Origin of the sequence: Algoriphagus confluentis, assembly GCF_036245625.1 — a bacterium.
GTDB classification, from domain to species: Bacteria; Bacteroidota; Bacteroidia; order Cytophagales; family Cyclobacteriaceae; genus Algoriphagus; species Algoriphagus confluentis.
This window is the reverse complement of the sequence record NZ_BTPD01000001.1, coordinates 24,108-49,008: the sequence shown is the minus strand read 5'-3', so window position 1 is coordinate 49,008 and position 24,901 is coordinate 24,108. Positions and strand designations below refer to the sequence as shown.

Annotated in this window: 22 protein-coding genes; 2 read left to right on the top strand and 20 right to left on the bottom strand. The window is 44.3% G+C overall.

All coding sequences use genetic code 11. The annotated features are described in order from the left end of the window. Position 1: 1 nt before the first annotated feature. From AAA943_RS00220 to AAA943_RS00135, 18 genes are all read right to left on the bottom strand, one after another. Positions 2-589, bottom strand: coding sequence for a DUF2911 domain-containing protein (locus AAA943_RS00220; RefSeq protein WP_338222214.1), 588 nt, complete (start codon positions 587-589; stop codon positions 2-4). A gap of 60 nt (positions 590-649) precedes the next feature. Next, positions 650-1,084 carry a CHY zinc finger protein gene (locus AAA943_RS00215; protein ID WP_338222213.1) on the bottom strand — a complete coding sequence of 145 codons (435 nt, stop codon included), beginning with the start codon at positions 1,082-1,084 and terminating at the stop codon, positions 650-652. A 47-nt stretch (positions 1,085-1,131) separates the two neighbouring features. Further along, positions 1,132-1,710, bottom strand: coding sequence for a DUF3347 domain-containing protein (locus AAA943_RS00210; RefSeq protein ID WP_338222212.1), 579 nt, complete (start codon positions 1,708-1,710; stop codon positions 1,132-1,134). Positions 1,711-1,734: 24 nt separating this feature from the next. Further along, the gene (locus AAA943_RS00205) at positions 1,735-3,507 is read right to left on the bottom strand and encodes an efflux RND transporter periplasmic adaptor subunit (protein WP_338222210.1); all 1,773 of its coding nucleotides are present in this window, start codon (positions 3,505-3,507) and stop codon (positions 1,735-1,737) included. Positions 3,508-3,515: 8 nt separating this feature from the next. Beyond that, positions 3,516-5,003 carry a TolC family protein gene (locus AAA943_RS00200; RefSeq protein ID WP_338222209.1) on the bottom strand — a complete coding sequence of 496 codons (1,488 nt, stop codon included), beginning with the start codon at positions 5,001-5,003 and terminating at the stop codon, positions 3,516-3,518. 4 nt (positions 5,004-5,007) lie between these two features. Beyond that, complete coding sequence (locus tag AAA943_RS00195; protein ID WP_338222208.1) at positions 5,008-8,838, bottom strand: efflux RND transporter permease subunit; 3,831 nt, start codon at positions 8,836-8,838, stop codon at positions 5,008-5,010. An 85-nt stretch (positions 8,839-8,923) separates the two neighbouring features. After that, on the bottom strand, positions 8,924-9,337 hold the full coding sequence (locus AAA943_RS00190) for an HYC_CC_PP family protein (RefSeq protein WP_338222207.1): 414 nt from the start codon (positions 9,335-9,337) through the stop codon (positions 8,924-8,926). A gap of 118 nt (positions 9,338-9,455) precedes the next feature. Then, a complete protein-coding gene (locus AAA943_RS00185) occupies positions 9,456-9,665 on the bottom strand; it encodes a heavy-metal-associated domain-containing protein (protein WP_338222205.1) in 210 nt (69 codons plus the stop codon). A 133-nt stretch (positions 9,666-9,798) separates the two neighbouring features. Continuing rightward, complete coding sequence (locus tag AAA943_RS00180) at positions 9,799-12,147, bottom strand: heavy metal translocating P-type ATPase (protein ID WP_420915584.1); 2,349 nt, start codon at positions 12,145-12,147, stop codon at positions 9,799-9,801. Between the two features lie 73 nt (positions 12,148-12,220). Next, entirely contained in the window at positions 12,221-12,778 is a 558-nt protein-coding gene (locus AAA943_RS00175) for a helix-turn-helix domain-containing protein (RefSeq protein WP_338222203.1), read from the bottom strand. 76 nt (positions 12,779-12,854) lie between these two features. Further along, a complete protein-coding gene (locus AAA943_RS00170) occupies positions 12,855-13,595 on the bottom strand; it encodes a TMEM175 family protein (RefSeq protein ID WP_338222201.1) in 741 nt (246 codons plus the stop codon). Between the two features lie 152 nt (positions 13,596-13,747). Continuing rightward, the gene (gene madM, locus AAA943_RS00165; RefSeq protein WP_338222198.1) at positions 13,748-14,509 is read right to left on the bottom strand and encodes a malonate transporter subunit MadM; all 762 of its coding nucleotides are present in this window, start codon (positions 14,507-14,509) and stop codon (positions 13,748-13,750) included. Further along, on the bottom strand, positions 14,502-14,864 hold the full coding sequence (locus AAA943_RS00160; protein ID WP_338222197.1) for a malonate transporter subunit MadL: 363 nt from the start codon (positions 14,862-14,864) through the stop codon (positions 14,502-14,504). The genes madM and AAA943_RS00160 overlap by 8 nt, the downstream gene beginning before the upstream one ends. Next, the gene (locus AAA943_RS00155) at positions 14,861-16,354 is read right to left on the bottom strand and encodes an acyl-CoA synthetase (protein ID WP_338222195.1); all 1,494 of its coding nucleotides are present in this window, start codon (positions 16,352-16,354) and stop codon (positions 14,861-14,863) included. Before AAA943_RS00155 ends, AAA943_RS00160 begins: the two co-directional genes overlap by 4 nt. Positions 16,355-16,433: 79 nt before the next feature. Further along, a complete protein-coding gene (pgl, locus tag AAA943_RS00150) occupies positions 16,434-17,108 on the bottom strand; it encodes a 6-phosphogluconolactonase (protein ID WP_338222193.1) in 675 nt (224 codons plus the stop codon). 3 nt (positions 17,109-17,111) lie between these two features. Beyond that, the gene (gene zwf / locus AAA943_RS00145; protein ID WP_338222192.1) at positions 17,112-18,491 is read right to left on the bottom strand and encodes a glucose-6-phosphate dehydrogenase; all 1,380 of its coding nucleotides are present in this window, start codon (positions 18,489-18,491) and stop codon (positions 17,112-17,114) included. Between the two features lie 30 nt (positions 18,492-18,521). Further along, positions 18,522-19,181, bottom strand: coding sequence for an ROK family protein (locus AAA943_RS00140; protein WP_338222191.1), 660 nt, complete (start codon positions 19,179-19,181; stop codon positions 18,522-18,524). A 422-nt stretch (positions 19,182-19,603) separates the two neighbouring features. Beyond that, positions 19,604-20,221 (bottom strand): NADPH-dependent F420 reductase, encoded by a 618-nt coding sequence (locus AAA943_RS00135; protein ID WP_338222190.1) that lies wholly within the window; start codon positions 20,219-20,221, stop codon positions 19,604-19,606. Between the two features lie 510 nt (positions 20,222-20,731). Between AAA943_RS00135 and AAA943_RS00130 the strand changes: the two genes are divergently transcribed. Beyond that, positions 20,732-21,904, top strand: a complete 1,173-nt coding sequence (locus AAA943_RS00130) for a pyridoxal phosphate-dependent aminotransferase (protein WP_338222189.1) — start codon at positions 20,732-20,734, stop codon at positions 21,902-21,904. 9 nt (positions 21,905-21,913) lie between these two features. Next, complete coding sequence (locus AAA943_RS00125) at positions 21,914-23,041, top strand: AEC family transporter (RefSeq protein ID WP_338222188.1); 1,128 nt, start codon at positions 21,914-21,916, stop codon at positions 23,039-23,041. Between the two features lie 23 nt (positions 23,042-23,064). On the opposite strand, the gene mnmE is transcribed toward AAA943_RS00125, so the two are convergent. Then, on the bottom strand, positions 23,065-24,447 hold the full coding sequence (mnmE, locus tag AAA943_RS00120; protein WP_338222187.1) for a tRNA uridine-5-carboxymethylaminomethyl(34) synthesis GTPase MnmE: 1,383 nt from the start codon (positions 24,445-24,447) through the stop codon (positions 23,065-23,067). Beyond that, a complete protein-coding gene (locus AAA943_RS00115) occupies positions 24,444-24,899 on the bottom strand; it encodes a thioredoxin family protein (protein WP_338222186.1) in 456 nt (151 codons plus the stop codon). The genes mnmE and AAA943_RS00115 overlap by 4 nt, the downstream gene beginning before the upstream one ends. Between the last annotated feature and the right edge of the window lie 2 nt (positions 24,900-24,901).

The following is a 24,901-nucleotide window of genomic DNA, read 5'->3' as shown; positions in this document are numbered from 1 at the left end:
ATTATTGATTGATAGCCTCGAAACTTACTTTGGTTTTGTCCCAAGCTACACTGATTTTGGCCGTTCCGGGGCTTGTTTCTTCCACGGAATAGGTAAGGGATTCGACAGTTTCAGGCAAGGTTTCCGGATTGACCTGAATTCGGACCAAGTCTTTACTTGCATCGTAATCATCCGCCAAATGCATGTCCCAAACCTGATTGAGAATCAGAGTCCATTCTGTTTGTCCAGGAATGGTAAAAAATCCGTATTTCCCGGCAGGAATAGGAGTTCCATTGATGGTAACTGGTTTTTCATATTGGATAGAAGTCGCTTTATGTGCACCGGTAGACCATACTTCCCCAAAAGCAACCAAACCTCCAAAGATTTGTCTTCCTCTTACACTTGGAGAGGAATAGTCGATGTGAATATGATTTCCATCCACCATCGCCATAGCGGAAGTTATTGGGCTTTTTGGTTTTGCCTTTGTGGTATCAGCTAGTGCCTCATGTTGGCTATGATCCATCTCAGCCTCTGAGGTGGATTCTGTCTTGGGGCTACTACAAGCAAAAGCAAGGATGGTTCCCAAGAAAAGGAGAGAGATTCTTTTCATCGATAAGTTATAATTAAGAGGCAGAGGAGTTGAATTTCGGAATTTTAAATTGCCCACTACCTACTGCTTGGGCTCTGTTTCGAAATACAAATGGTAGTGCTTGCTGCATCCCGGGTTGAACTTGGACTGGCAATGCGGGCAGGTATTATTCGAGTTCATGTATTCTTGGATTCCCAATTCGTTTCCGCAAACCCCGCAAAGAATAGCCTTTTGATCAAATTCAGTCTTTGGCCAAACTTTATGCTCGTGATCTGCTTCTTCTTCATGACAGGAAAAGCAAGGATAGTACTTGTCACAGCATTTGAATTTGATCGCTATGATATCCAAATCCGAATGCCAATGCACACAGCGGGTTTGGTTGTCTACCGGCTTGCCAAAGACATTGATTCCGCGGATTTGGGAGACTTTGAGGGGTTCTAGCACTTTCTCCTGAGCTATTGCTACAAGGCCAAAAATCAAAAGAAAAGGTAGAATGAGAGTGATTTTGAGTTTCATTGGGTAAAATTAAAGGGCGAATCCAAATCTTGGATTCGCCTCATTTTTTATTTCATGGAAATTGTTTCTTCCACTCGACCACAGGTCAACATGGAACTTCCAAACAAAGGATTTTTGATGTCTTCATTGGCGCTCAGCCACATTCCGCCGGTATTGTTTTTATACATGGGGCAATACTGATGGTAGAGTGTCCGGTCGGTTCCGGCGATTTTCAGGAAATCCTTCAGCGTCACACTCAAAGCCTGAAAGCTTTCTCTTTGGGCCACAATATCCTCAGTACCCAGTTTTTCTGCAAAAGCGGTGGCTTCCACTTGCAGCCTTTCCAATTCTTCCAAATCCTCTGCATCAGTGCTGGAAATATCAAAAGATTTTAGGGCCGATACTAAGGCTTGGCTTTTGGAAGCGGCTTCTGAGGCATTATCACTTACCAATGCATCTTTCACAGCGAGGTAGGAATCAATGATTGGAGAAGAGGCAGCCGAACTAACCACAGCGCTAGTGGAAGCTGGAGAAGCATCTCCAGAGGCATGTTCCATGGTGTGTTCCTCGTGGTTTTCCTCTGTTTTTCCACCGCAGGAGAATAGAATAACTGAGAGGGCGAAAGCAAATAAAAGGGACTTTTTCATAGGTATTTATTGAATTGATTTGAATTAATGATTATGCGCTGATGCTGAGTTTGATGTGTTTTGAGATAGATTCATCACCGGCTGGCCTTTTACATACGTTTGTTTGACTTCTCCACAGGTAAGCATGGAAGCGCCGAAATAAGGGTTAGTAATGTCTTTTTTCTCCGAAAGCCAATACGCTCCCTGATCTCCAAAGGCCATCGGGCAGTAATCTTTGTACACTACCTCTTTATTGATTCCAAAGGATTCGGTCATTTCCAGAATATGGTAAGAAAGCATGGAAAAGTGTTTTCTGGCTTCATCAATATCTTTGGCTGTTCCCATTTTGGCTCTGGCATCTTTCATTCCTTGGAGGATTTCCATCCATCGGTCATGGGCTTGGTCTTTTACTAAAGTCATATTCACTCTTGAAAGACTTAGATCCAGATCAGATAAGGCTTTTTGGGCGTCATTTAATTGGTCTTCCACAAGCTTATTTTTCACTTGGAAGTAAGAATCAGCCACTGCAGTGATTTGATTTCTGAATTCTTCTGAAACTATCATAGATTTGATTTCCGGACGATTCATCATGCTAAACTGCCCCGAAAGCTGAGCTGCCGCATCTATGGCAAAAGCTCCGTTGGTTACTATTTCCTCGCCGGTTTGCAAGCCGGATTCGATCAGGTAGTTTTCCCCCATTCTCGCTCCCAAGCTTACCTCCCGCATTTCAAAAGAAGGCCGTTCGGCTGCAGGTACTTTTACATACACAACAGAACGTTTTCCTGACCAAAGTACAGCCGTGCGAGGAATACTGATTTCTGAGGCTGCTTTTCCGGCTTTGGTTTGGATTTTTGCGGTGACAAACATTTCCGGCTTGAGTTTTTGGCCTGTATTGCTGATTTCAGCACGAACGGAAGCTGCCCGGGTATCGGGATTGAGAAGTGGGTCAACAAATGAAACCCGAGCTTTGAAGGTTTCCCCCGGCAATCCTGCAACCGTAAAGTTGATCTCATTTCCCAGCTGAATGAAGTTCAAGTCCGATTCGTAGGCATCCAAAAGAACCCAAAGTGAATTGAGATTCACCACGTTGAAAAGTACCTGACCAGTGGAAACATAGTCTCCTACAGAGATATTTCGTTGCGTCACCACGCCACTTTGGTCCGCCAATATATCGATTTGGTCTTTGACTTGTCCACCTTGTTCGATCTCGTGGATTTGATTTTCAGTAAGTTTCCAAAGCCGGAGTTTTTCTCTGGCGGCTTGGTACAATTCTGGAAAACTACTCTTGCTCTTAGCGGCTTCCAGAAGTTCTCTCTGTGCGGTAAGGAGTTCCGGAGAATACAAAGTGGCCAATTTTTGTCCGGCTTTGACTTGTTCACCGGTAAAGGTGACAAAGAGTTTTTCTATTCTTCCCGGGAATTTGGCAGTCACAGAAGCATTTTCACGCTCATCCGCTTGGATTTTTCCAGTAAGGAAAAGCTCTCCGGAGGAATTGGCCCCACCGACTTTGGTCGTGTGGATCTGAGCCAAAGCTACAGCCTCAGGCGTCATTTCATAGACCAAGGGGTTTCCTGAACCTGAAGGCATTTGGGATGCAGGAATCAAATCCATTCCGCATATCGGGCAGTCTCCGGCTTCACCCAATTTGATCTGGGGATGCATGGAGCAGGTCCATAGGGTAGATGCACCGGATTCAGCATTATGATCGTGTGTTTCCTCTTGGCGAGATCCTGAGGGCTTCAGAATCCAGCCAATCAATCCTCCCAAAATCAGCATGGAAAGGATCAGCACCAGTTTATTTTCAAATAGATTTTTCATCGGATTTCTTAATTAAGCGGGATTGAACTGGCCGAAAGCATTTCCAGCATTGCCAAGCTTTGGTATTGAAGGTTAGCCGCGTTGAGTTGCTTCAATTGATAATCCAGCAGCTGCTGCTGGGTTCGCAGGACTTCTTCAAAGTCCTGACCGTTTGCGGTATAGTCGGTAATCAATAAGTTAAGGCTTTGTTGAGTTAAGTCTGTTTGTTCGGAATAAAGCTTGATTTTTCGCTCCGCATCTTCCCAATCCCGAAAAGCATTGGCCCATTCCATGGCAAGTAGGTTTTCGGTTTTCTGCTTTTCTAGCAAAGCTGCTTCCTGAAGCAGTTCTGCCTCTTTGATTCGGGAGTTGACCTTTTTTCTGTAAATCGGCAAGGTCATGGTCACCATCGGCATGACCATGTCATTTCCTCCCATACTCATTCCATTTTCTTGTCGAGCGGTAAATGGCATGTAGTTCACCCCTGCCCCCAACATGGGCCGCCCATCCAATCGGGCCATTTTGGCTTGCTGTTCGTAGGCAGAAAGTTCTGCATCGTACATCGCCAGCATGGGGTTGTTGCTGCGAATGCTATCCAATACCTCCAATTTTCCCTTTTCCAATTGGATTGGGGAAAAGCTACTTGGGATATTGATTTCTGCTCGGATTTCCCGGTTTAGCAATTGATTGAACTTGATTTGCAGAGGCTCCAGATTGGCCTCCAATTGTGAAATGGAATTTTCAAGTTCCCGCATGGATATCCGGATTTGCAATACATCCCGCATCGAAGAACCTGAAGAATTCATAGAATTTCCTCCCATGGAACTGGCAGAGGATGAAGGAGAACTCATGGTTGAATTTCCGGATCCGCCCATATTCCCCATGCCTGTAGCTCCTGAGGAGGTAGAGGTGGGCGATGGTGTGGAATTCATGGAAGAACTACCGGAAATGCTGCTGGGATTCCCTCCTGCAGCCTGAAATTTGATCAAAGCTAATCGCTCGTATTTCTCCAGAAAGACAAGGTTCTCTTTGGCAATTTGGATTTCATTGTTCAGGCGGATCAACTCATACCATGTGGATTTTACCTGGAAAAGCAATTGATTCCTTTCTTCCAAAAAGAGCTGATATTGGGCTTGCGCCATATAATTAGCCTCTTCTCTTTGGGTTCCGATCATGCCAAACCAAGGAAACATCTGCATCAGCTGCAGGTCAGCCTGCTGATTACCCATAAATCGCTCCATGGGGCGAAAGAAGAATCCGGCGCGCAGTTCAGGATCAGGTAGTCCAGGTTGGTTGATTCGCTCCATAGCAGCTTCGTATCGAGCATAGGATGCTTTTAGGCCGGGATTGTTTTCCGCGGCAAGGATCAGGTATTCATCCAGGGTTTGGGCTTTTGCTTTTTCTGAAAATGAGTTTAGGGAAAGGAGGAAAGCCAAAGCCAGAAATCGGAAGTCAGCAATCTGAAATCTGAAATCCGAAATCCGAAATCCCAAATGGTATAGGGTTCTACTTGTCATGACTTTATGCGTTTGAATCCTCGGTGAATACCTCGGAATTGTTTTTCAATTTTCTTTCTGCCCACCAGCAATACAAGGTAGGCACCAAGAATACGGTGGTAATCTCCAGGACCATTCCTCCCACAGAGGGAATGGCCATCGGGATCATGATATCGGATCCCCTACCTGTAGAAGTCAGTACAGGGACCAAAGCCAAAAGAGTAGTGGCCGTGGTCATCATACAAGGAAGCACACGTCTTTTCCCGGCTTCTAAAACTGCCTCTCTAACCTGTTTCACTGTTGTAGGTTGGTTTTCCTTGAAGCTTTGATCTAAGTAGGAAGCGACTACAACCCCATCGTCAGTTGCAATTCCGAAAAGGGCGATAAATCCCACCCATACTGCCACACTGAGGTTGTACACTTTCATTTGGAACAAATCACGAAGGTTGGTCCCGAATAAATTCCAATCCATAAACCAATCTTGTCCAATCAGCCAAATCATGATAAATCCTCCGGAAAAGGCCATGCCAATGCCCATGAATACAAACAATGAGGTGGATACCGCGCGAAATTGGAAATAGAGAATCAGGAAGATCAGGATCAAGCAGAGGGGGACTACGATACCGAGACGCTTTTCTGCCCGAACCTGATTTTCATAAGAACCGGAAAAAGCAAAGCGAACTCCATTTGGAACCTTTAGTTCTCCCGAGTCAATCTTTTCCTTGAGGTAGTTTTGAGCATCCTCCACCACCGTCACTTCTGAGAATCCGGGCATTTTGTCCAAAAGGACATATCCCACCAAGAAGCTGTTTTCCCCGCGAATCATATCCGGTCCCTGGCGATAGGTGACCTTAGCCACTTGACCCAAGGGAATATAATTGCCCAATGGGGTAGGAATCTGCAGGTTTTCTATGGCATAAGGGTCGTCCCGGAATTCCCGGGCATAGCGAACTCGAATCGGAAAACGCTCTCTGCCTTCAACCGTCGTGCTGAGCTTCATTCCCCCTATAGCTGTCTCGATAAACTCCTGCACATCGACCACATTCATCCCATATCTGGAGATTTGATCCCGATCGATGTCCAATTCCAAGTAGGGTTTGCCTACAATGCGATCTGCAAAAACGGCTTCCTTTTTGACGGAAGGAACCTCTTTTAGATATTTTTCCAGCTCTAAGCCAAAGCTTTCAATAGTTTGAAGATCAGGGCCATATACCTTGATTCCCATTGGGGCTCGCATCCCGGTTTGCAGCATGACGAGACGGGTTTCAATTGGCTGTAGCTTGGGGGAAGAAGTTACTCCGGGGATTTGAATCACAGATACGATCTCCTCCCAGATATCGTCGGGGGATTGAATTTGATTTCTCCACTGTCGGAAATACTCCCCATCCTCATCCTCGATCAAGTCCTGAACTCGGATTTGATTGGGGGTCATGGTTTCGGGGTCAAAAAGGGAACCGTCTTTCAGTTCATATTTTCCATCTACCACTTTAAAGCGAAGGCGATTTCCATTGATGTCTGTGGCATATTCGCTTTTGTAATTGATGGTATTCTCAAACATGTTGATCGGAGCGGGATCGATGGCCGTTTCTGCCCGTCCCGCCTTTCCTACGACGATTTCCACCTCTGGAATGGCTGTCACCAACATGTCCAGTTGTTTCAATACTTCTTGATTCTCCTGAACTCCCGCATGGGGCATGGTGGTAGGCATTAGGAGAAAAGAGCCCTCGTTCAGGGACGGCATAAATTCTTTTCCCAATCCGGGGAAAGAATGGCTAAAACCCGACCAAAGCTCTGTGTTTCGGATGTTGATGCCTATGAGATCAAAAGTTTTCGGGACGATTCCAAAGACCCGATTGAAACCCAACCAAACGCTGGCACCTGTCAGCAGTACCACGATGGGAAAGAGTATAAACTTGCCTTTGTTGTTTAGACACCAAGTAAGGATACGGGGGTAAATCCGGATAAATCCAGCAAATCCTCCTAAAACCAAGGCCAATAGTAAGGCGATAAATCCAAAATTGACCACTTTGCTGACAGCAACCCCCAAAGGCATCCAGAGTCCCGTCAGCAGCCAGGTAATGAAAAGGAGGGTAATTCCGATAACAGCTACATTCTTTCGGGGTGCGATTTTTTCCGGAAACTGGTCAGCCAAAACTTGAATGAGGGCAAAAGCAAAAAGAAACCAACCTGCCCAAGACCATACTGTAAAGGCGATGACCGGTCCCAGGATTAAAAGTCCCACAGGGACTAATCTGCCCATTTTTCCTTTGATTTTATTGAATGAAAAAATCCAATGAGAAAAGGCAGGCATGATCAGTAGGGTAAATATCACCGCAGAAACCAGTGCGAAAGTCTTGGTATAGGCTAAAGGGCCAAAGAGCTTTCCTTCCGCTGCTTGAAGCGTGAATACCGGCAAAAAACTGATGATGGTCGTACTGACTGCAGTCAGGATTGCCCCTGAGACTTCTGTTGAGGCAAGATATACGGTTTTGAGTTTGGATTGGCCCTTGGGAGCCATTTCCAAATGTCTAAGGATGTTTTCATTTAAAATGATCCCCAAATCCACCATGGTCCCAATGGCAATTGCGATTCCCGAAAGGGCAACGATATTGGCATCGACTCCGAAGTATTTCATGAAAATGAAACACATCAGCACAGCTAAGGGAAGCAAAGCAGAGATCAGGATGGAGGCCCGAAGGTTGTACACCATTACGATAATCACCAAGATGGTCACTAGGATCTGAAGATTGATGGCTTCGTACAGGGTTCCCAATGTTTCGTAAATCAAGCCCGTGCGGTCGTAAAAAGGCACCAAAGTGACTTTGGAAACGGTACCATCTGCAAGAGTTTTGGTTGGAAGTCCTTGGGAAAGCTTTTCGATTTCAGCTTTTACGCCTTCAATTACAGCCAAAGGATTTTCCCCATATCTTGCGATGACAACACCGCCCACGGCTTCTGCTCCGGCTTTATCCAATATTCCTCCCATATTTCTTGGCTGAGGGCCGATATTGACACGGGCTACGTCCTGGATTCGGATGGGAACATTGTTGGTGACTTTGACTACAGCTTTGTCCAGATCCGCAAGCTCTTCCACATATCCTAAGCCGCGGATAAAGTAGTCCACCCGGTTGACTTCGATGGTGTTGGCTGAGACATCCAAATTGGATTTGCGGACCGCCTCCATCACATCCATCAGGCTTACTCCATTAGCTTTCAGAGCCGCAGGGTCCACATCTACTTGGTATTCCTTCACATATCCCCCCACCGAAGCTACTTCCGCCACGCCTTCTACTGCCGTCAAGGCATAGCGAACATAGTAGTCTTGGATGGTCCTGAGCTCGTGTATATCCCAGCCTCCGGCTGGATTGCCATTTTCGTCCCGACCTTCCAGCGTGTACCAAAAGACTTGTCCGAGGGCAGTGGCATCCGGTCCCAGTTTGGGTTGTACACCTTCAGGCAAAAGTCCTGCAGGAAGTGAGTTGAGTTTTTCCAAGACCCGGGATCGGCTCCAATAAAACTCGGTGCTTTCGTCGAAGATGATATAGATGCTGGAAAAGCCGAAAGCGGAGCTGGATCGGACACTTTTTACCCCGGGAAGACCCAACAGGGAAGTGGTGAGCGGATAGGTGATCTGGTCTTCGACATCCTGAGGCGAGCGCCCCATCCATTCGGTGAAGACGATTTGCTGGTTTTCTCCGATATCGGGAATAGCATCTACAGGGACGGGATCTCTTGGTAGGAATTTTACATTCCAATTGAAAGGAGCAGTAACGATCCCCCAGCCGATAATCAGAAGGAGAAACAGGACTGTGACCAGCTTATTTTCTAAGAAATATTTGATAATTCTATTGAGCATAAATCAAGGGGATTAAATACAAATCACTGAGCCAAAACGAATTAGCTCAAATGGATTCATGCAGGGAAAACCTGCAACCCTGGATTTAGATCAAGAAGGATTGATACAGCACTTGAAGGTCCTGCTCAATCGGGGGAGGTAAATAATCGGGTAGAGGGGTGTTTTCGGCAGTAGTCAGATCCAAGCTAAAAACAAAGACTTGGATAAGTGCCACGGCGAAAGTCAAATTGAATTGGATTTCTGCCTTTTTCAGAGAGACTTCATCATCTACCTGAAGTTGGGTGGTGACATTTTCACAGCAGGAATTAGGATCGTGCTGATTGTCAGTATCATTTTCACTGTGATCCATGGGCATGTTCATCCCACAGTCTACATGTTTTTCCCCAAAACCCAGCTCAGATTTCATCTCCATGCCCATGCAAAAATGGGTCGTCTTTGCCATCCCTACGGAAGCAAAGAAAACCAGAAGGGCCATTAATATGGAAACGGATGCTTTCATCGATTCAAAAGTACGGAATTTAATTGGGTTAGTTCAAATATAGACGCATGACAAGAGATACAAGAATAAAGACATGGAAACTGTAGGTCTTGTGTCTAAAGTCTTGCTTCTGAAGTCTTTATTTCAAATTGGCGATAAATCCCGCTTTCAACACCGCCTTTTTGATGTCTTCCGGCTCGAGGTTTTCTGTTTTTACTGTTAGTGTTCTTTCAGGATCCATTAAATCCACCTCCCAAGATTGGATGTCAGATTGCTCGTTGAGTTTGGGAGTGACTTTTGCCAAGCAGTTACTGCATTGAATGTTGGTTTTGAATTTAAGGACTTTCATCGTTTAAAGATAGTTTTTAAAGTTTATGATAAAGAGAAAGGGGATAAGGAGATAAAGGGGTATTTGGTTTTGAATGGAGGTTTGGAGTCCTTTTGAGCGTCGTAAATCGTAATGCTGAAATCGTAAATTCAAATCAAATTTTCGAGTTTTTCAATCTTAAACTGTTCAGTACGACCGAAACTGAGGAAAATGCCATTGCCCCACCGGCGATCATAGGATCCAAAAGAAATCCGTTAATTGGATACAAGACTCCGGCAGCAATCGGAATTCCTATCAGGTTGTAAATGAAGGCCCAAAACAGGTTTTGCTTGATGCCATTCACAGTCAGATGTGAAAGGTGAAATGCTTGGGGAATCTTCTCCAAATCGGAAGTAATCAGCGTAATCTTGGCCACATCCATGGCGATGTCCGATCCATGTCCCATAGCAATGCTGACATCTGCTTGTGCCAAAGCTTCTGAATCGTTAATTCCATCACCGACCATTGCGACTACTTTTCCTTGCTCCTGAAGTCGCTTGACAAATTCTGATTTATCAGAAGGCATCACTTCGGCCCGAAAATCGGAGATTCCTACTTCCTTGGCTACGGCCGCTGCTGTTTGCTGATTGTCACCAGTAAGCATGTATACTTCCACTCCTGACTTTTGGAGCTTGGAAATGGCTGACTTTGAACTTGGTTTAAGCTGATCCTGAATACCTAAAATGGCCAAAGCATTTTCCTGATCTGCAAACCAAATTACCGTTTGGGCCTGTGAACTCCAGTTATTGGAAGTTTCTTCCAGATTTACAGGTATAGAAATTCCATTTTCCTGAAGGAGTTTGAGATTTCCTGCGAAAAAGGATTTTCCGTCTTTGCATCCTTTGACACCTCGTGCCGTGATGCTTTCGAAATGGTCCAAACTGGTGGCTTCCACATTTTCTTCTTTCAGATGCCTGACCACTGCCTCGGCCAAGGGATGCTCAGATTTGGATTCCAAGGTGTATAAAATCTGTAAATAGTGAGTGGTAAGTGGTAAATGATTTGCCGATCCACTACTTACTATTGACTGCTTACTACTTACTTCGTAATGACTGCCTACTGCCAACTGTCCACTGCCATCTGCCCACTTTAAACTGCCCACTGTGGGCTTACCTTCTGTAATAGTCCCTGTCTTATCCAGAATAATCGCATTGACTTTGTGGCCTAATTCCAGGCTTTCCGCATCGCGAATCAGGATATTATTCTCTGCTCCTTTGCCAACGCCAACCATAATTGCTGTCGGTGTAGCCAAACCCAAGGCACAAGGACAGGCGATGACCAAAACGGAAACAGCTGCCAATAACGCATGTGAAACGGCATTTTCATCTCCCCAAATCATCCAAATCCCAAAAGTCAGCATAGCGATTCCGATCACTACAGGGACAAAGATTCCGGCGATTTTATCCACCAGTTTCTGGACGGGAGCCTTGCTGCCTTGCGCTTCTTGCACCCGTTGGACAATTTGGGAAAGCAGGGTAGAAGCACCCACTTTTTCCGCTTCGATCTCCAAACTTCCTTTTTGATTGATGGTACCGGCGAAGACCGAGTCTCCGGTTTTCTTTTCAACCGGAACGGGCTCTCCGCTGATCATGCTTTCGTCCAGATAGGAACTTCCTTCCAAGACTTTTCCATCCACAGGAATCTTTTCTCCCGGCTTGATCAGAATTCGGTCTCCAACCTTTACTTCCTCGATTTTGATCTCCTGAGTTTTACCATTTTGGATTCGGGTCAAGGTCTTGGGTTGGAGGCCAATCAGCTTCTTTAAGGCTGTTCCGGTTTGGGATATGGCTTTTTCCTCGAGCATTTTTCCGAAGGAAATAAAGACAATAATCACCGTAGCCGCCTCGAAATACACATGGGGATGGATGCCCCGCTGATACCAAAACTCAGGAAAGAGCGTATTGAAAACTGAGAAAATAAAAGCGATCCCGGTACTCAGCGCGACAAGTGTGTCCATATTGGCTTTGCCGTGTCGGGCTTGCTTCCAGGCGTTGAGATAGAAGTTTTTGCCAAAAAAGAACAATACAGGAATCGATAGAATCATGCTGATCCATCGACCGGGGACCCAATCCATGAAGAACATCCCCAAAACAAAGACTGGCAAGGTCAGCAAAGCTGCTCCCATAGTTTGCTTTTTGACGGATTGGTATTTCTTTTCCTGCTCTTCTTGAACGGTTTCTTGTATGTCTTTGGAACCGATAACCAATCCGTATCCGATATCGGTCAGGGCTTCATTTAGCTTTTCTGGTGAGGTCGATTCGTCGTACTCGACCTGAACTGTATTGGTAGCAAAGTTGACTGCGGCGGATTTTACCCCATCGGTGTACTGCAGGATGGTCTCCACGCTGGAAGCACAGGCCGCACAGGTCATGCCTGTTACAGGAAAGGTTTTCTTGTGGAGTTTTCCGTTCGCTTGTGTCGTATTTGGGCTTGTAGTTTCCACGCCAAAGGATTGATGATACAAATTTGCCAAAGTTGGTGCAGAAAGGACTTACAGGATTTTGGGAGAGATTTATAAGATTTTGGGGTGAGAAAACTTAAATCCCATCCAAACTTTTCCTTTTCACTTGCCCATTCTTCTTGAATTCGCTCGGTGTCATGCCGGTTTCTTTTTTGAACTGAGCACTGAGATAAGCAACGGAGCTATAGCCCATCTGGAAGGCGATTTCGGAGAGGCTGAGTTCGTCGTAGAAGAGGTATTCCTTCACTTTCTCGATCTTTTGCAGGGTGAAAAAGCGCTCAATAGTGATTCCTTCCACGGAAGAAAACAACTTGCTCAGTCCGGTGTATTCGTGATTTAGCTTTTCAGACAAGTAGGAGGAAAGGTTTTCATGAATCCCTTCGCCCCTGTGATGTACCAAGTCCACAATTAGGGTTTTGATCTGAGAGATCAGGGCTGACTTTCCAGGTTCCAAAAGCTCAAAACCTCGATTCTGAAGGAGTTGCGCCAGTTTTTCCTTTTCGTAGTCAGAGATACCTTGAGGAAGTGTCACTTTTCCCAATTCCACTTTGGCCACCAATTTTTCTCCAGTAAAAATATCTTCCACTGCCTCGATGCAGCGGGGACAGACCATGTTTTTGATCAGGATTTCCATGGAGAGGGTTGAGTTTTCATAAGGGTAAAACAGCAATTTGCAGACTCCCGGTTCAATTGGTTGACAAAGAAAAAAGTCATGAATCCAATTTTTCAAGCTTTTTCGCTCCATAATACCCCATCAATGGCATTAAAATCGGGTAGAGCATATACATAAACCCAGAAATCATAAAAGTATACCCGCCTCCCAACTCCAGAAAAGCAAAAAGGGCTGAAAGCAAAGGGATAACTCCAGCGACCAAGTTGAGACGGATGCTGTTTTGGGTGAGGATTACTTCATTGGGACTTAAATCCAATACTTCGCGCTTTCCCAAGGCTCGAAAATTGAGCCAGACAAAAATTAAAAAGATCGCAGAGGCTCCCATGCCATAGATTACCATCAGCTCTGGAGCATCATTCAGAGGCAACTTTTCTGTAAAAATTTCATTCATTTCAGCTTGATTCCCTGTTAATAAAGCTCGATAGATCTGAATCAATACCTGGAACAAAAATTTCAAGGGATAGGTGTAAAAAAGAACCAGGAAAAGCAGAGTGGTATTGATGGCGGTCGTACCTGCATCCCTGAGCCCAAAGCGGATGAAAAACAAATAATGCTGATACCAGATAGCCATCAAAATAGAAATAGTACCTGCGAAAGGGATAAAATCCCGGATAAAAACTCTCAACTCGGCATAGGTTTCCGGAGGACTGCTGGAAAGCAAAAGTAAGCCAATGGCAATGGCAAATACGCCGTCACTTAGGGATTCAATGCGGGTATTTTCGAGTCCTCGGAGGGTAAATCCCTTGTTTGTTTGTTTTGATTGGATATTTTTTTTCATCGAATTTTCATATGAAGAAAAGGAGTAGATCGCCTTTATTCTGGGACTCGAATCTTACAAAATTTCGCGATTTGACTGGAGATTTCCCAATTAAAACCAAATAGGATAGGAATTCTCGCTTCTTATTATTGAGATGCTAGAATAAAGTCTTTTTATTCAAAAAGGATTCGAAGGACCAAATAGAACAAGGAGGGACAAACCAGACATCCCAAACCTGTGTAAAAGGTGGCAATCACTGCTCCATAAGGCACCAATTTTGGGTCTGTGGCCGCCAATCCTGCAGCTACCCCGCTGGAGGTACCCATGATGCCTCCAAAAGCCATGGCTGAACCCGGGCTTCCCAATCCGATTTTTTTTGCGAAAACCGGAGTGAAAATGGTCACAGCAATGGTTTTGACCACGCCTGTACCGATGCTGAGTGCAATTACCTCAGAACTTGCTCCCAAAGCCCCGCCGGTAACGGGGCCTACAATGTACGTACATGCTCCTGCCCCAATGGTGCAAAGGCTTACCGCATCTCGATAGCCCATCACCCATGCTAAAGCAACTCCAGAAATGAAAAACACAGCTATTCCTAAAATCAAGGAAATTAGTCCGAGGAGTCCACTTTTTCGGATTAGAAGAAAACTGGCTCCAATCGCTGTAGCCACAATGGCAAAGTCCCTAAACATCGATCCACCCAAAACAGAAAGCCCTTTGAATAAAGCGATATCAGCCAGTCCTTTTTCTCCATCAGCAAAAACACCTCCTAAATAGCCGAAAAACAGGGCTAAAAAAATGGCGAGGGCGGATCCAGGAATTCGGGATTTCAGTACTTTTTTGGAGAAAATGTCGGTTATCCAAGTCAGCAGCCCTACCAACAGAAAGGCGACAATCAATCCGTTTTTGTCTAAAACCTGCGTCAGCTCATTCATGGGAGGACGGAAGGTTCTTGATCAGGATTTTGAATACCCAAAAGGCAATGAAAACAGGGATAATTCCGGCAAGAATTGCAAGGGTTCCTGAGGAAAGTGCGGATTTAACATTCAAACTTGCCGCCATGGCGATGACTACAGGGATGTATAATTTGTTCCAAAATTCAATCCCAAATTCCAAATCGGCTTTCCAACAGCCTTTTTTGTTGAAATATTCCTTGATCAAAAGAAGGAAAATCATGGCAAATCCCACCCCGCCCACATTGGCATTGATTCCCAACCAAGAGCCAAGTAATTCTCCTGACCACATACCCAGAAGGAAGGAAAAGGAAAGAATAGCAAGTCCTTTGATCATTTTGACTCCGGGTTAAAAAGTTTCTTCAATTCGTTTTTGACCACTTTTCCCATGGCATTTCTGGGCAAATCGTCCATTTGGATGTAGTTCCTTGGAGTTTTGTAGGCGGGCATTTTTTCCCTCATCCATTGGTTGAGTGCTTTAAAATCAATGGGTTCTAGAGCTACCAAAGCCGCATACACCAATTCCCCCCATTCCTCGTCAGGAATACCTACTACTCCACAGTCTTTTATAGCAGGGTGTTTTCTAAGAACTTCTTCAATTTCTAAAGCTGAAATCTTGTATCCTCCGGATTTGATAATATCCACGGAATCCCTTCCCAAAATGCGATAATAACCCTCTTCTACCACTGCGATATCTCCGGTTTTAAACCAGCCATCTTGGGTGAAAGCTTTGGCAGTGGCTTCAGGTTTTCCCCAGTATTCTTTGAAAACAGAGGGGCCTTTGATCTGAATTTCTCCGGGTTGACCAATTTCCACCGGTTTATTTTCCTCATCGACCAACCTAGTCTCTACTCGGGGAAGTGGTTTGCCAATGTAGCCGGCTTTTCTTGGGCCTTCGTAGGGATTGCTGATGGCCATGCCGATTTCGGTCATTCCATAGCGTTCTAAAAGGTAGTGTCCGGAGATTTCTTTCCATTTTTCCATGACAGAGACCGGTAAGGCTGCCGAACCAGACACCATCAATCGGAATTGCTTCATGCAATCAAATAACGCTTCTTTTTCCTTTTCTGAACTTGATTCAAATTCAGAGACGAGCTTGAAATAGATCGTCGGAACAGCCATGAAGACATTGATCTTTCCTTCCCGAAATTTTCCAAAAACCTGCTTGGCATCAAATGGATGAAGGAATTCCACCGTAGCCCCAGCCCAAAGGGCGCAGGAAACCACATTGATAATCCCGTGCACGTGGTGCAATGGGAGAAGGCAAATTGTGTGGTCCTTTTCTGTCCATTGCCAAGCTTCAATAAGTGTAGAAATCTGAGATTCGATATTAGCGTGAGTGGTCAAAACCCCTTTGGGAAGGCTAGTAGTCCCTGATGTGTAAAGAATCATGGCTCCACGGCTACTTTCTATTTTCGGAAGAGAAAGGCTGGAAACCGAGGACCCCAAATCAGAAAGTGTCAAAAAACGAATTCCCTTTTCCTCTGCGTAATCCTGAAGAACTTCGATATATTCTGGTCCAGAGATAATTAGTTCAGCTTGGGTATCTTCGATTACATAGCTCAAAGAGGGGAGTGGGTAGGTGATACAAAGGGGAACGGCGATTCCTCCGGCTTTCCAGACCGCCCATTGAATTTTCACGTAATCAAAGCCCGGATTGACCATAAATGCCACTCGCTTCTCATTCAAATCCGGATTTCCCTGAAGTAGGAAAGAGGCAATTTGATCAGAATCAGTATTGAGTTTTTGGTAGGAATGGCTCCCTTCTGAGTCGATAATGGCGATTTTTTGAGGAAGAGAATGTGCTTTGTGGAAGAGGTAGAGCATTTTGGGCAATTTTTTGAAAGATAGCCAAAGATGCTTTTCAAAAAAAAGCCTTCCAGTCAAAGGGAAGGCTGATCAAGTTTTAAAGCAAATCAGTCATCAGAACTGCATGATCTTGACTGATTTTGCCAGCTGGAATTTCGAGGTCTTTATCCAGCATCCTTACCAGCATTTCCTTTTTTTCATCACCAGTGATCAGCCAAAGGATGTTTTCTGCCTGATTGATCAGGGGGAAGGTCATGGTCATTCTTTGTCTTCCTTGATAAGGCTGGTCAGTAAGTGCTATCATTTGATTTTCCACTTTGCAGACTTTGTCTCCCGGAATTAATGAAGCGGTATGTCCATCTGCGCCCATTCCCAGGTGAATAAGGTCGAGCTTGCCTGTTCCGGTGTTTTTTTCGATATGCCCCGAATATTCTTCACAGGCATTTTCGAGGTTTTCGGAGATGACGTGCATGGGAAAAATATTCAATCGGGTCATCAGGCGGGTACCTTGTAGTACCTGAAAAAGTTGGGTAAGATTCCGGTCGGAATGACCTTCCGGAGCGATCCGCTCATCCACTTGGAAGAGGAAGATTTTCTCCCATGGCAAATTTTCTTTGGCCAGCTTGGCTAGCATCTCCCAAGGAGTTCTTCCTCCGCTGATTGCAAAGGTGAAAGAACCCTTACTTTCAATTTTACTTTTTGCCAATGAAGAGATCCATTGAGCGGCTTTTTGCGCGACTTCTTCAGCTGAAGAATAAACGTTGATTTGCATAAGTTACTTTTTTGAAACGACTGGATTTTTCCAGCCTCCGGGAGGAAGGATGTGCTCATCAGTGATATCGGGTCCCCAGGATTTTGGGGCGTAGGCATATACAGGATGATCTTCTGCCAGGTAATCATCCACTATTTTCCAAGCTTCTTCCACATAATCCTGTCGGGCAAAATGCGTAGGATCACCCGCCATGGCATCGGTCAGGACCCTTTCATATGCTTCTTTTTCGTAGGGAAATGGAGTGGGATTACCCTGAACCTCGCTTAACACCGAAGCCATATCTTCTTCTGGAGCCATAATCAGCATGCCAAATCCCACGGAGACATCCGGACTTATTCTAAACCGAATATGATTGGGTTGGGTGGCAATTGATGAATAGGCTGAAGGCAAATGCTTGAATCTTACTAGGATTTCGGTGCAGGTTACCGGCAGATTTTTCCCGGCACGGATAAAGAAAGGAACGCCTTTCCACCGAGGAGAATCAATATGAAGCCGAATAGCGGCAAAGGTCTCTGTTTTGGAATTGGGGTCGACTTTATTTTCCTGCAAGTAGCCTTCATATTGTCCTTTGACCACATCTTCCGCTCTGAAAGGCGCTATAGCTTTGAGCACATTGACTTTTTCATCCCGAATTGACTCGCTGTCTAGTGCCTTTGGTGGCTCCATGGTCAAATTGCAAAGAATCTGAAATAGGTGATTTTGTACCACATCTCGGATGGCCCCTGTATTGTCATAAAAGGCTCCCCGGCTTTGGATTCCAAAATCCTCCGCCATGGTAATCTGCATGGATTCGATGTGGTCTCGATTCCAAACAGGTTCCAAAAGGGAATTCACAAATCGGAAAAATACGATGTTGTTGACCGGACGTTTGCCTAAATAATGGTCAATTCTATAAATTGACTTTTCTTCAAATTTAGATAAGAGGATAGAATTCAGCTCTTTGGCAGATTTGAGGTCTGTTCCAAATGGTTTTTCCACGATCACCCGGGCACCTTTGGCGCAGCCGGTGACAGAAAGCTGTTCGATAATCTTGGGAAAAAGAACCGGAGGAATAGCCAGGTAGTGTGTGGGGTTTTTTGCATCTCCCAAGGCAGACCGAATTCTCCGAAAAGTTTCTGTATCCGTGTAATCGCCTCCCACAAACTGCAGCTTTTCACAAAACTTGCGGAAAGTCTCCTCTGAGAACTTCCCGTGTTTCTGAATGCTTTCCTTGGCCCGTTCTCTGAGTTTTTCCAAATCATAATCACCTCTTGCCACTCCGATGATGGGGACGTTCAGATTGCCCCGAATCACCATTTGATTCAAGGCGGGAAAAATCTTTTTGAAGGCCAGGTCTCCCGTAGCTCCGTAAAATACTAATGCGTCAGATTTGACTTGTGTCATGATGGAAATGGTATTGGAGTAAGGGGAAAATCAAATTTTAAATTCTTTTTCCCAAAGGCGGAAACCACCCGTAAAGGCATTTTTGTTCGATCCTAATCGGCATTTCTCCGGAATTTCTTCCAGGTATTTGGAATTGCCTCCTCCTAGGACAATCTCATCGGGCTGAAAGCAGTGTCTGAAATGCTCAATGGTCTGATAGACAAACTCTTTCCATTTCTTCTTTCCTACCTTTTTCATTGCAGCATTACCGACATGGGTTTCAAAAGTTCCCAGCTTGAAGGGAAGGTGTCCACCTTCTAGCGGGAGGATGAGATCTTCGAATACCATAGCCGTACCCAAGCCTGTTCCAAAACCCATGAAGAGAAGCTTTCCACCCTCGTAACTTCCCAAAGCCTGCATTGCCGCATCGTTGATGATCCGAACTGGCATTCCAAAAGCTTTCTCAAAATCATAGCCCATCCAGCCTTTCCCCATGTTGACAGGGTCTGCGGCAATCGTACCACGTTTGACGACTCCCGGAAAACCAATGGAAATCACTTCATAGGACCATTCTTTGGTGGCATCCTTTACCAATGGAATTAGATCATTCGGTGTAAAATCACTCCCAGAAGGGATTTTTATTCTTTCGGGCTGACCCGTGGCCAAAAGCTTGATGTTTGAGCCTCCTATGTCGATTACCAGTACGTTCATTTAATCAGGTGAGTCGCTTCTTTATAAGTCAAATATGGTTTTGAAAATTAGAAGGAGGAAATATTTTTCCAGATAGTTTTCAAATTTTTATTCCGATGGTGAACACAGTTTTTGAGATAAAATTTATTTAATTCTGAATTCCATGGTTCTGTAAAATAAAAGTTGGAATTACTCCCAAAATCAAAATCATTCTTCTTTACTAGAGAGGGTAATGGTGGCCTAAAACAATCTCGGTGCTTTCTTTAGCCTACCTATGCTAGTCTTTAACTCCTCGAACGAGGATTTTGTACTCTATATTTACTTTGAATGTCAAATGACCTAGTCAGGATTGAACATTTAGATCCCGAATGAATCTTCCCTTTTTAGTCAAAAAAAATGGTGGAACCGATGTTCCACCATTCGGGTGATTGGAAAAATAAAGATCAGATGGAAACCAGCTTGAAATGAAGATTGGCTTGGTCTTTTTTGTTCCATGAAATTTCCTTGTTTAGGTGATAAAAAGCCTCCAAAAGGGGAGCATTATCAATTTGACCCGCATCTATGGCCTTAAAACCTATAAGTTCAATAAGTCTTTTTATTCGGATTTTATCGGGAATATTTTCTCCACAATAGTAGGTTTCCTTGATAATTCCCAAGTGGTCCGATTTGGGATAATCTATCCCCAGATTATTAAATGCTTTGAATAAGAAAGCCTTTGGTGCTGCTTTTTTGAGATGCTTGGTGGTGGAAACGGCCAATTTCTTGTCGTAATGGGCATTGGTGCAGTCTACGATCAGTTTTTCGGAAGTATCCACACTTCTGATAGCTTTGAATATTTCCGGGAGAAACTCATTTTCCGCACAGATCAAAACGATTTCCGATTGGATGATCGCTGACTCATAAGGACAAATTCTGTTGTAAAGCCGATTGAGGACTTTCCAATCGGGGGCATTTACATCAAAATCTGATCGTACTCCGAAGACAGGATTCAGCCCAGCTTCAATGCATTTTTTTCCAAGGGTTTGTGCGAGAGAAGTCCCGCCAAGAAATCCGATTTTCATAAAGTCAGCAATTCGTTAGGTGAATGTTTTCTGTTACGAATTAGAATATAAACAGCTGAATATTAGGATGAATTACCAATTTATCCAAATTTAATTTTGAAAAAGATAAAAAAACAATATATTATTCAATAAAGATGTTTCGAAATGCAAAAAATAGATTTCCAAATAATTATCTCCCTTAGTGTTTACCACGGGTTTGCTGCCGGAATTTGGAATGTCTGTTTGATGAGAAAGCTTCTTAAGAAAATATCAGATGGACTTGATCTAGTGTGAGTTTGTATTTCAATTTTGAAAAACAGGTTAGAAAAATATCCAATACCTAGAAAAATTTTAATAATAACTCAAATAATGGTTTCAATAATAATCATAAATATTGCATATTGTGTAAAATTTGAATTTTCAGGTTAAAAACTGAGCTAACCCAAAATAATCTGGCCGAAATTTTCTCCACATATCATTGGTGGTCTGATTTCGATCTTTTTCCAGTAGCAACCAAACCTATCAACAATCATGAATAAATCTTTCTCCAGAAGAGATTGGCTTAAATCCAGTCTTCTCGCTACCTCAGGTTTTTTGGCAGCGCCAGCTTTTTCTTCAATTCCTGAAAGAAACCTGGTTCAATACAATGCAAAAAGCACATTAAGGGAGTTTTTGCCGGATGTTCATCTAGCCGAAACCCGTCTGATTGCCCGACTTAATGCCAATGAAAACCCCTATGGTCCTTCACCAAAGGTGATTCAGGCGATTGCCAATTCAGTAAGTGAAGGAAATCGCTACGGTCATGGCGATGCCCACACGCTCATTCAAATGATTGCAGAAAAAGAAGGGGTGAAGCCCTCCAATATCATGCTGGGACCGGGTTCAACAGATCTTTTAGAGAAACTGGCAATCACACGATTTCAAAATGGGGGAAATATTGTCTCTGCAGATCCTTCCTACATGTCGGTCATGAATACGGCCCAGGCCATGGGAGGCACCTGGAAGCCGGTGACGTTGGCGAAGGATTATTCCCATGATTTGAATGGAATGAAGGCAGCCATTGACTCAGAAACCAAGCTTGTGTATATCTGCAATCCCAATAATCCTACCGGTTCTATTTCCGATGCTGCCGCTTTGAAAGAATTCTGTAAAACAGTTTCAACTCAAGTTCCAGTGTTTGTGGATGAAGCCTATTTGGAATTCTTACCTAATCCTGAAGATCAAACCATGGTGGGTCTGATAGCTGAAGGCAAGGATGTTATTGTTGCAAGGACGTTCAGCAAAATCCATGGAATGGCTGGCTTGAGGATAGGATATATCGTGGCTACAGAGGAACGGATAGAGAGCATCACTTCCAAAGTGCGAAGTACCATGGGACTCTGTCTGACGTCTTTGAAAGGAGCTATTGCCAGTATGCAAGAGAAGGAGTTTTTGGCAAGCTGCAAGGCACAAAATACAGACTGCCGTGAGTTTATCACCGCTGAAATAGTCAAATTGGGCTATTCCCCGATTCCTTCCCATACCAGTTTTTTGATTTTTCCCATCCAAATGGAAGGCAAGCAATTTATGAATGCCATGGTTCAGGAAGGAGTAGGGATCCGTACTTATGAAATGTATGAAAAGCCTTGGTGTAGGGTGAGTATGGGGACTCATGAGGAGTTGGAGATTTTCCTGGAGACGTTTAAAAAAGTAACCCAAGCCTAAGTTGAATTCATGTTTTTGGGATTAGAAAAAACGCTCTCCATTCTTCTTTTGATCCTTTTGGGTTACTTCCTGAGGGGGAAACTAATCCAAGAGGATCACAAAAAGGGGCTTAAAGTAGTCATTCTTGATTTGGCTTTGCCTGCAATGATTTTTGTGGCATTGCTGGGAATCCGAATGGATTCTGAGCTTCTTCTGCTTCCTGTGGCAGTATTGGCTTGGAATGGAGTGATGTTGGGAGTGAGTTACTGGATTCTTCCTTTGCTTGGAATTGATTCAAATTCTTCCCAGCATCGAACTTGGATGCTACTGTTTCCTTCTCTTGCTCCCGGATTGTCTTGTTTTCCATTTATTATTGAGTTTTTGGGAGAAGAAGCTTTGGCTTGGGCTGCTATTGGAGATGTGGGCAATAAGCTATTCGTATTGGTGATTTCCTATTTGTTAGCCATGTCGTGGTATTATCGGGTACAGCATTTGGGTGCTCAGTCCAATAAGCAAAAGGTGAAATCCCTTCTCTTGGCAATGCTGAAAGAGCCCATCAATTTGGTGATGATTTCCTCCATTGTGCTTTTGTCATTTGGATTTAACCTGAGCTCACTTCCTGAATTTCTGAAAAGTCCGGTCGTGATGCTAAAGGATATGATGACTCCTTTGATTCTTCTGTTCATTGGTGTATCGGTCGTTTTGAAATGGAAATCCATTCAAAAAATCTTTTCCATTCTCCTGTTTCGTGCGGGTATTTCCTTGTTGATCAGCGGGATGATCTTGACTTTTTTCCCGATTTCAAATTCGACCATAATTCTGTTTTTGCTGGTTTTTCCCTTATCCAGTGCGTCATTTTGGCCCTTTGCCCATATGGCAGGGATAGCTAAACTGGAAAATCAGACCCAATCTGCCAGAAAAACCTTCGATTTGGAATTGGCTATCAATATTTTGGCGGTATCCCTTCCTTTTAGCACGATTTTGATTCTATCTATTCTGACAGGTGGAGAGTATTTTCTTTCGCCAGTGCCGGTTTTGACTTTCGGTGGAATTCTCAGTGTTTTACCTTTTCTTCCCCGGCTTTGGGCTCAGTTGAGGAGTTTAAGCATTGACTTTGAGACAGAAAAAAGGCCAAGTTTAAAGGATAGTCCGAAGTAGTAGGGAAGGGGTATTTCTTGGGTTTACTTTCCGATACAAAACTTCGAAAAAATATTCGCCAGCAGATCGTCCGTAGTCACTTGCCCGGTAATTTCACCCAAATAATGCAGAGATCTTCGGATATCCATCGCCAGAAAATCATTGGTCACTTCTTGGTCTAAACCTGAAAGAACATCAAGTAAGGACTCACGGGTTTTGGTTAGGCTATCGTAGTGGCGCACGTTGGTCACAATGGTGTTTCCTGTTCGGAATTTATCCAAATTGACCAGTTCGAGGATGCGTGATTTTAGTCCTTCCAGGTTTTCTTTTTTGCCTGCTGAGATAAAAATAGTATCCGGATGTTTTTCTTTTAACTCACTGATAATATTTTCTTTAGCCTTATCCGTTTTGTTGGCTACTTTAAGAAAAGGTACCCCAAGGTTTTCCAGTTTATTGATATCCCGATTGATTTCAACCAAGTCTGTATCACTCAAATCAAACAGGTAAAGGATCAGCGAGGCGGTCTTCATTTTCTCCTGTGTCCGGCTTACACCGATAGCTTCAATGGTATCCGTTGTCTCCCGTAGACCTGCAGTGTCGATAAATCGGAAGATGACACCTCCTATACTGATTTCATCTTCGATAAAGTCCCGGGTGGTTCCAGCGATATCCGAAACGATGGCTTTTTCCTCGTTGAGCAGTGCATTGAGGAGGGTGGATTTTCCGGCGTTTGGCTTGCCGGCGATGACCGTGGGAACTCCGTTTTTGATCACATTGCCTAAGTCAAAGCTCAGGATCAATTCCTCGACGATTCTTAGAATCCGCTCAACTAAGGCTCTCAGATCATCCCGACTGGCGAATTCTACATCTTCTTCGACAAAATCCAACTCTAACTCAATCATGGAAGCAAAGTGAATCAGTTGATTTCGCAGTTCTTGAATTTCAGAGGAAAAGCCGCCCCGCATCTGATTCAAAGCGGCTTGGTGGCTGGTTTCTGAGTCGGCATGGATCAAGTCTGCCACAGCTTCTGCTTGGGCCAAGTCAAACTGCCCATTGAGAAAGGCCCGTTGGGTAAATTCTCCGGGTTTGGCCAGTCGCACTCCTTTCCGGACAAAGAGTTTTAAAACCTGATTGATGATGTAGGAGGAGCCATGCGTGGAGATTTCCACTACATTCTCTTTGGTAAAGGACTTGGGAGCGATGAATACAGAAACCAGAACTTCATCGATTATCTTTTCCCCATCTCGAATTGTTCCAAAATGAATGGTGTGAGAGGGGGCATTTTCCAGGTTTTTTCCAAAAAAAACGGAATTGGTGATTTTGATGGCATCTTTTCCGGAAAGTCGGATCACCGCAATAGCTCCCACACCTTGAGGTGTGGCAAGGGCGATGATGGTGTCATCCCGCTCGGCAAGTGAAAAACTCATGGCTTGGGCTTGAAAGCTTTTTCGATCAACTCGTCCAAACTGGTCAAAAATTCTGGGGCAGGACGATAGCCCGGCATTTGGGCAATATTTTGAAGTTTGGGCTCGATAATCACAAAATTGGGGTAGGATCTCACCCGCATGGCAGCGGCCATTTGAGCTTCATTGTAGGTTTTGCCCATAAATTCAAAAGTTCTTTTGGTATCTTCCGCGTTCAGCTTGACTGCATAAAAGTTGGAGTTGATGTATTCGACTACCTTGGAATCGGTAAAGGTTTCCTTATCCATCTTTTTGCACCAGCCGCACCAATCGGTGTATACATCCACAAGGATCATTTTTGGGTTTTGAGCATTGGCTGCAATGGCTTCTTCAAACTTCAACCATTCGATTTGACCTTGGGCCAAAGCGGAGGTATTGAGAAGTAACCCGAAAAGAAAAAGGTTTAAATATTTCATAG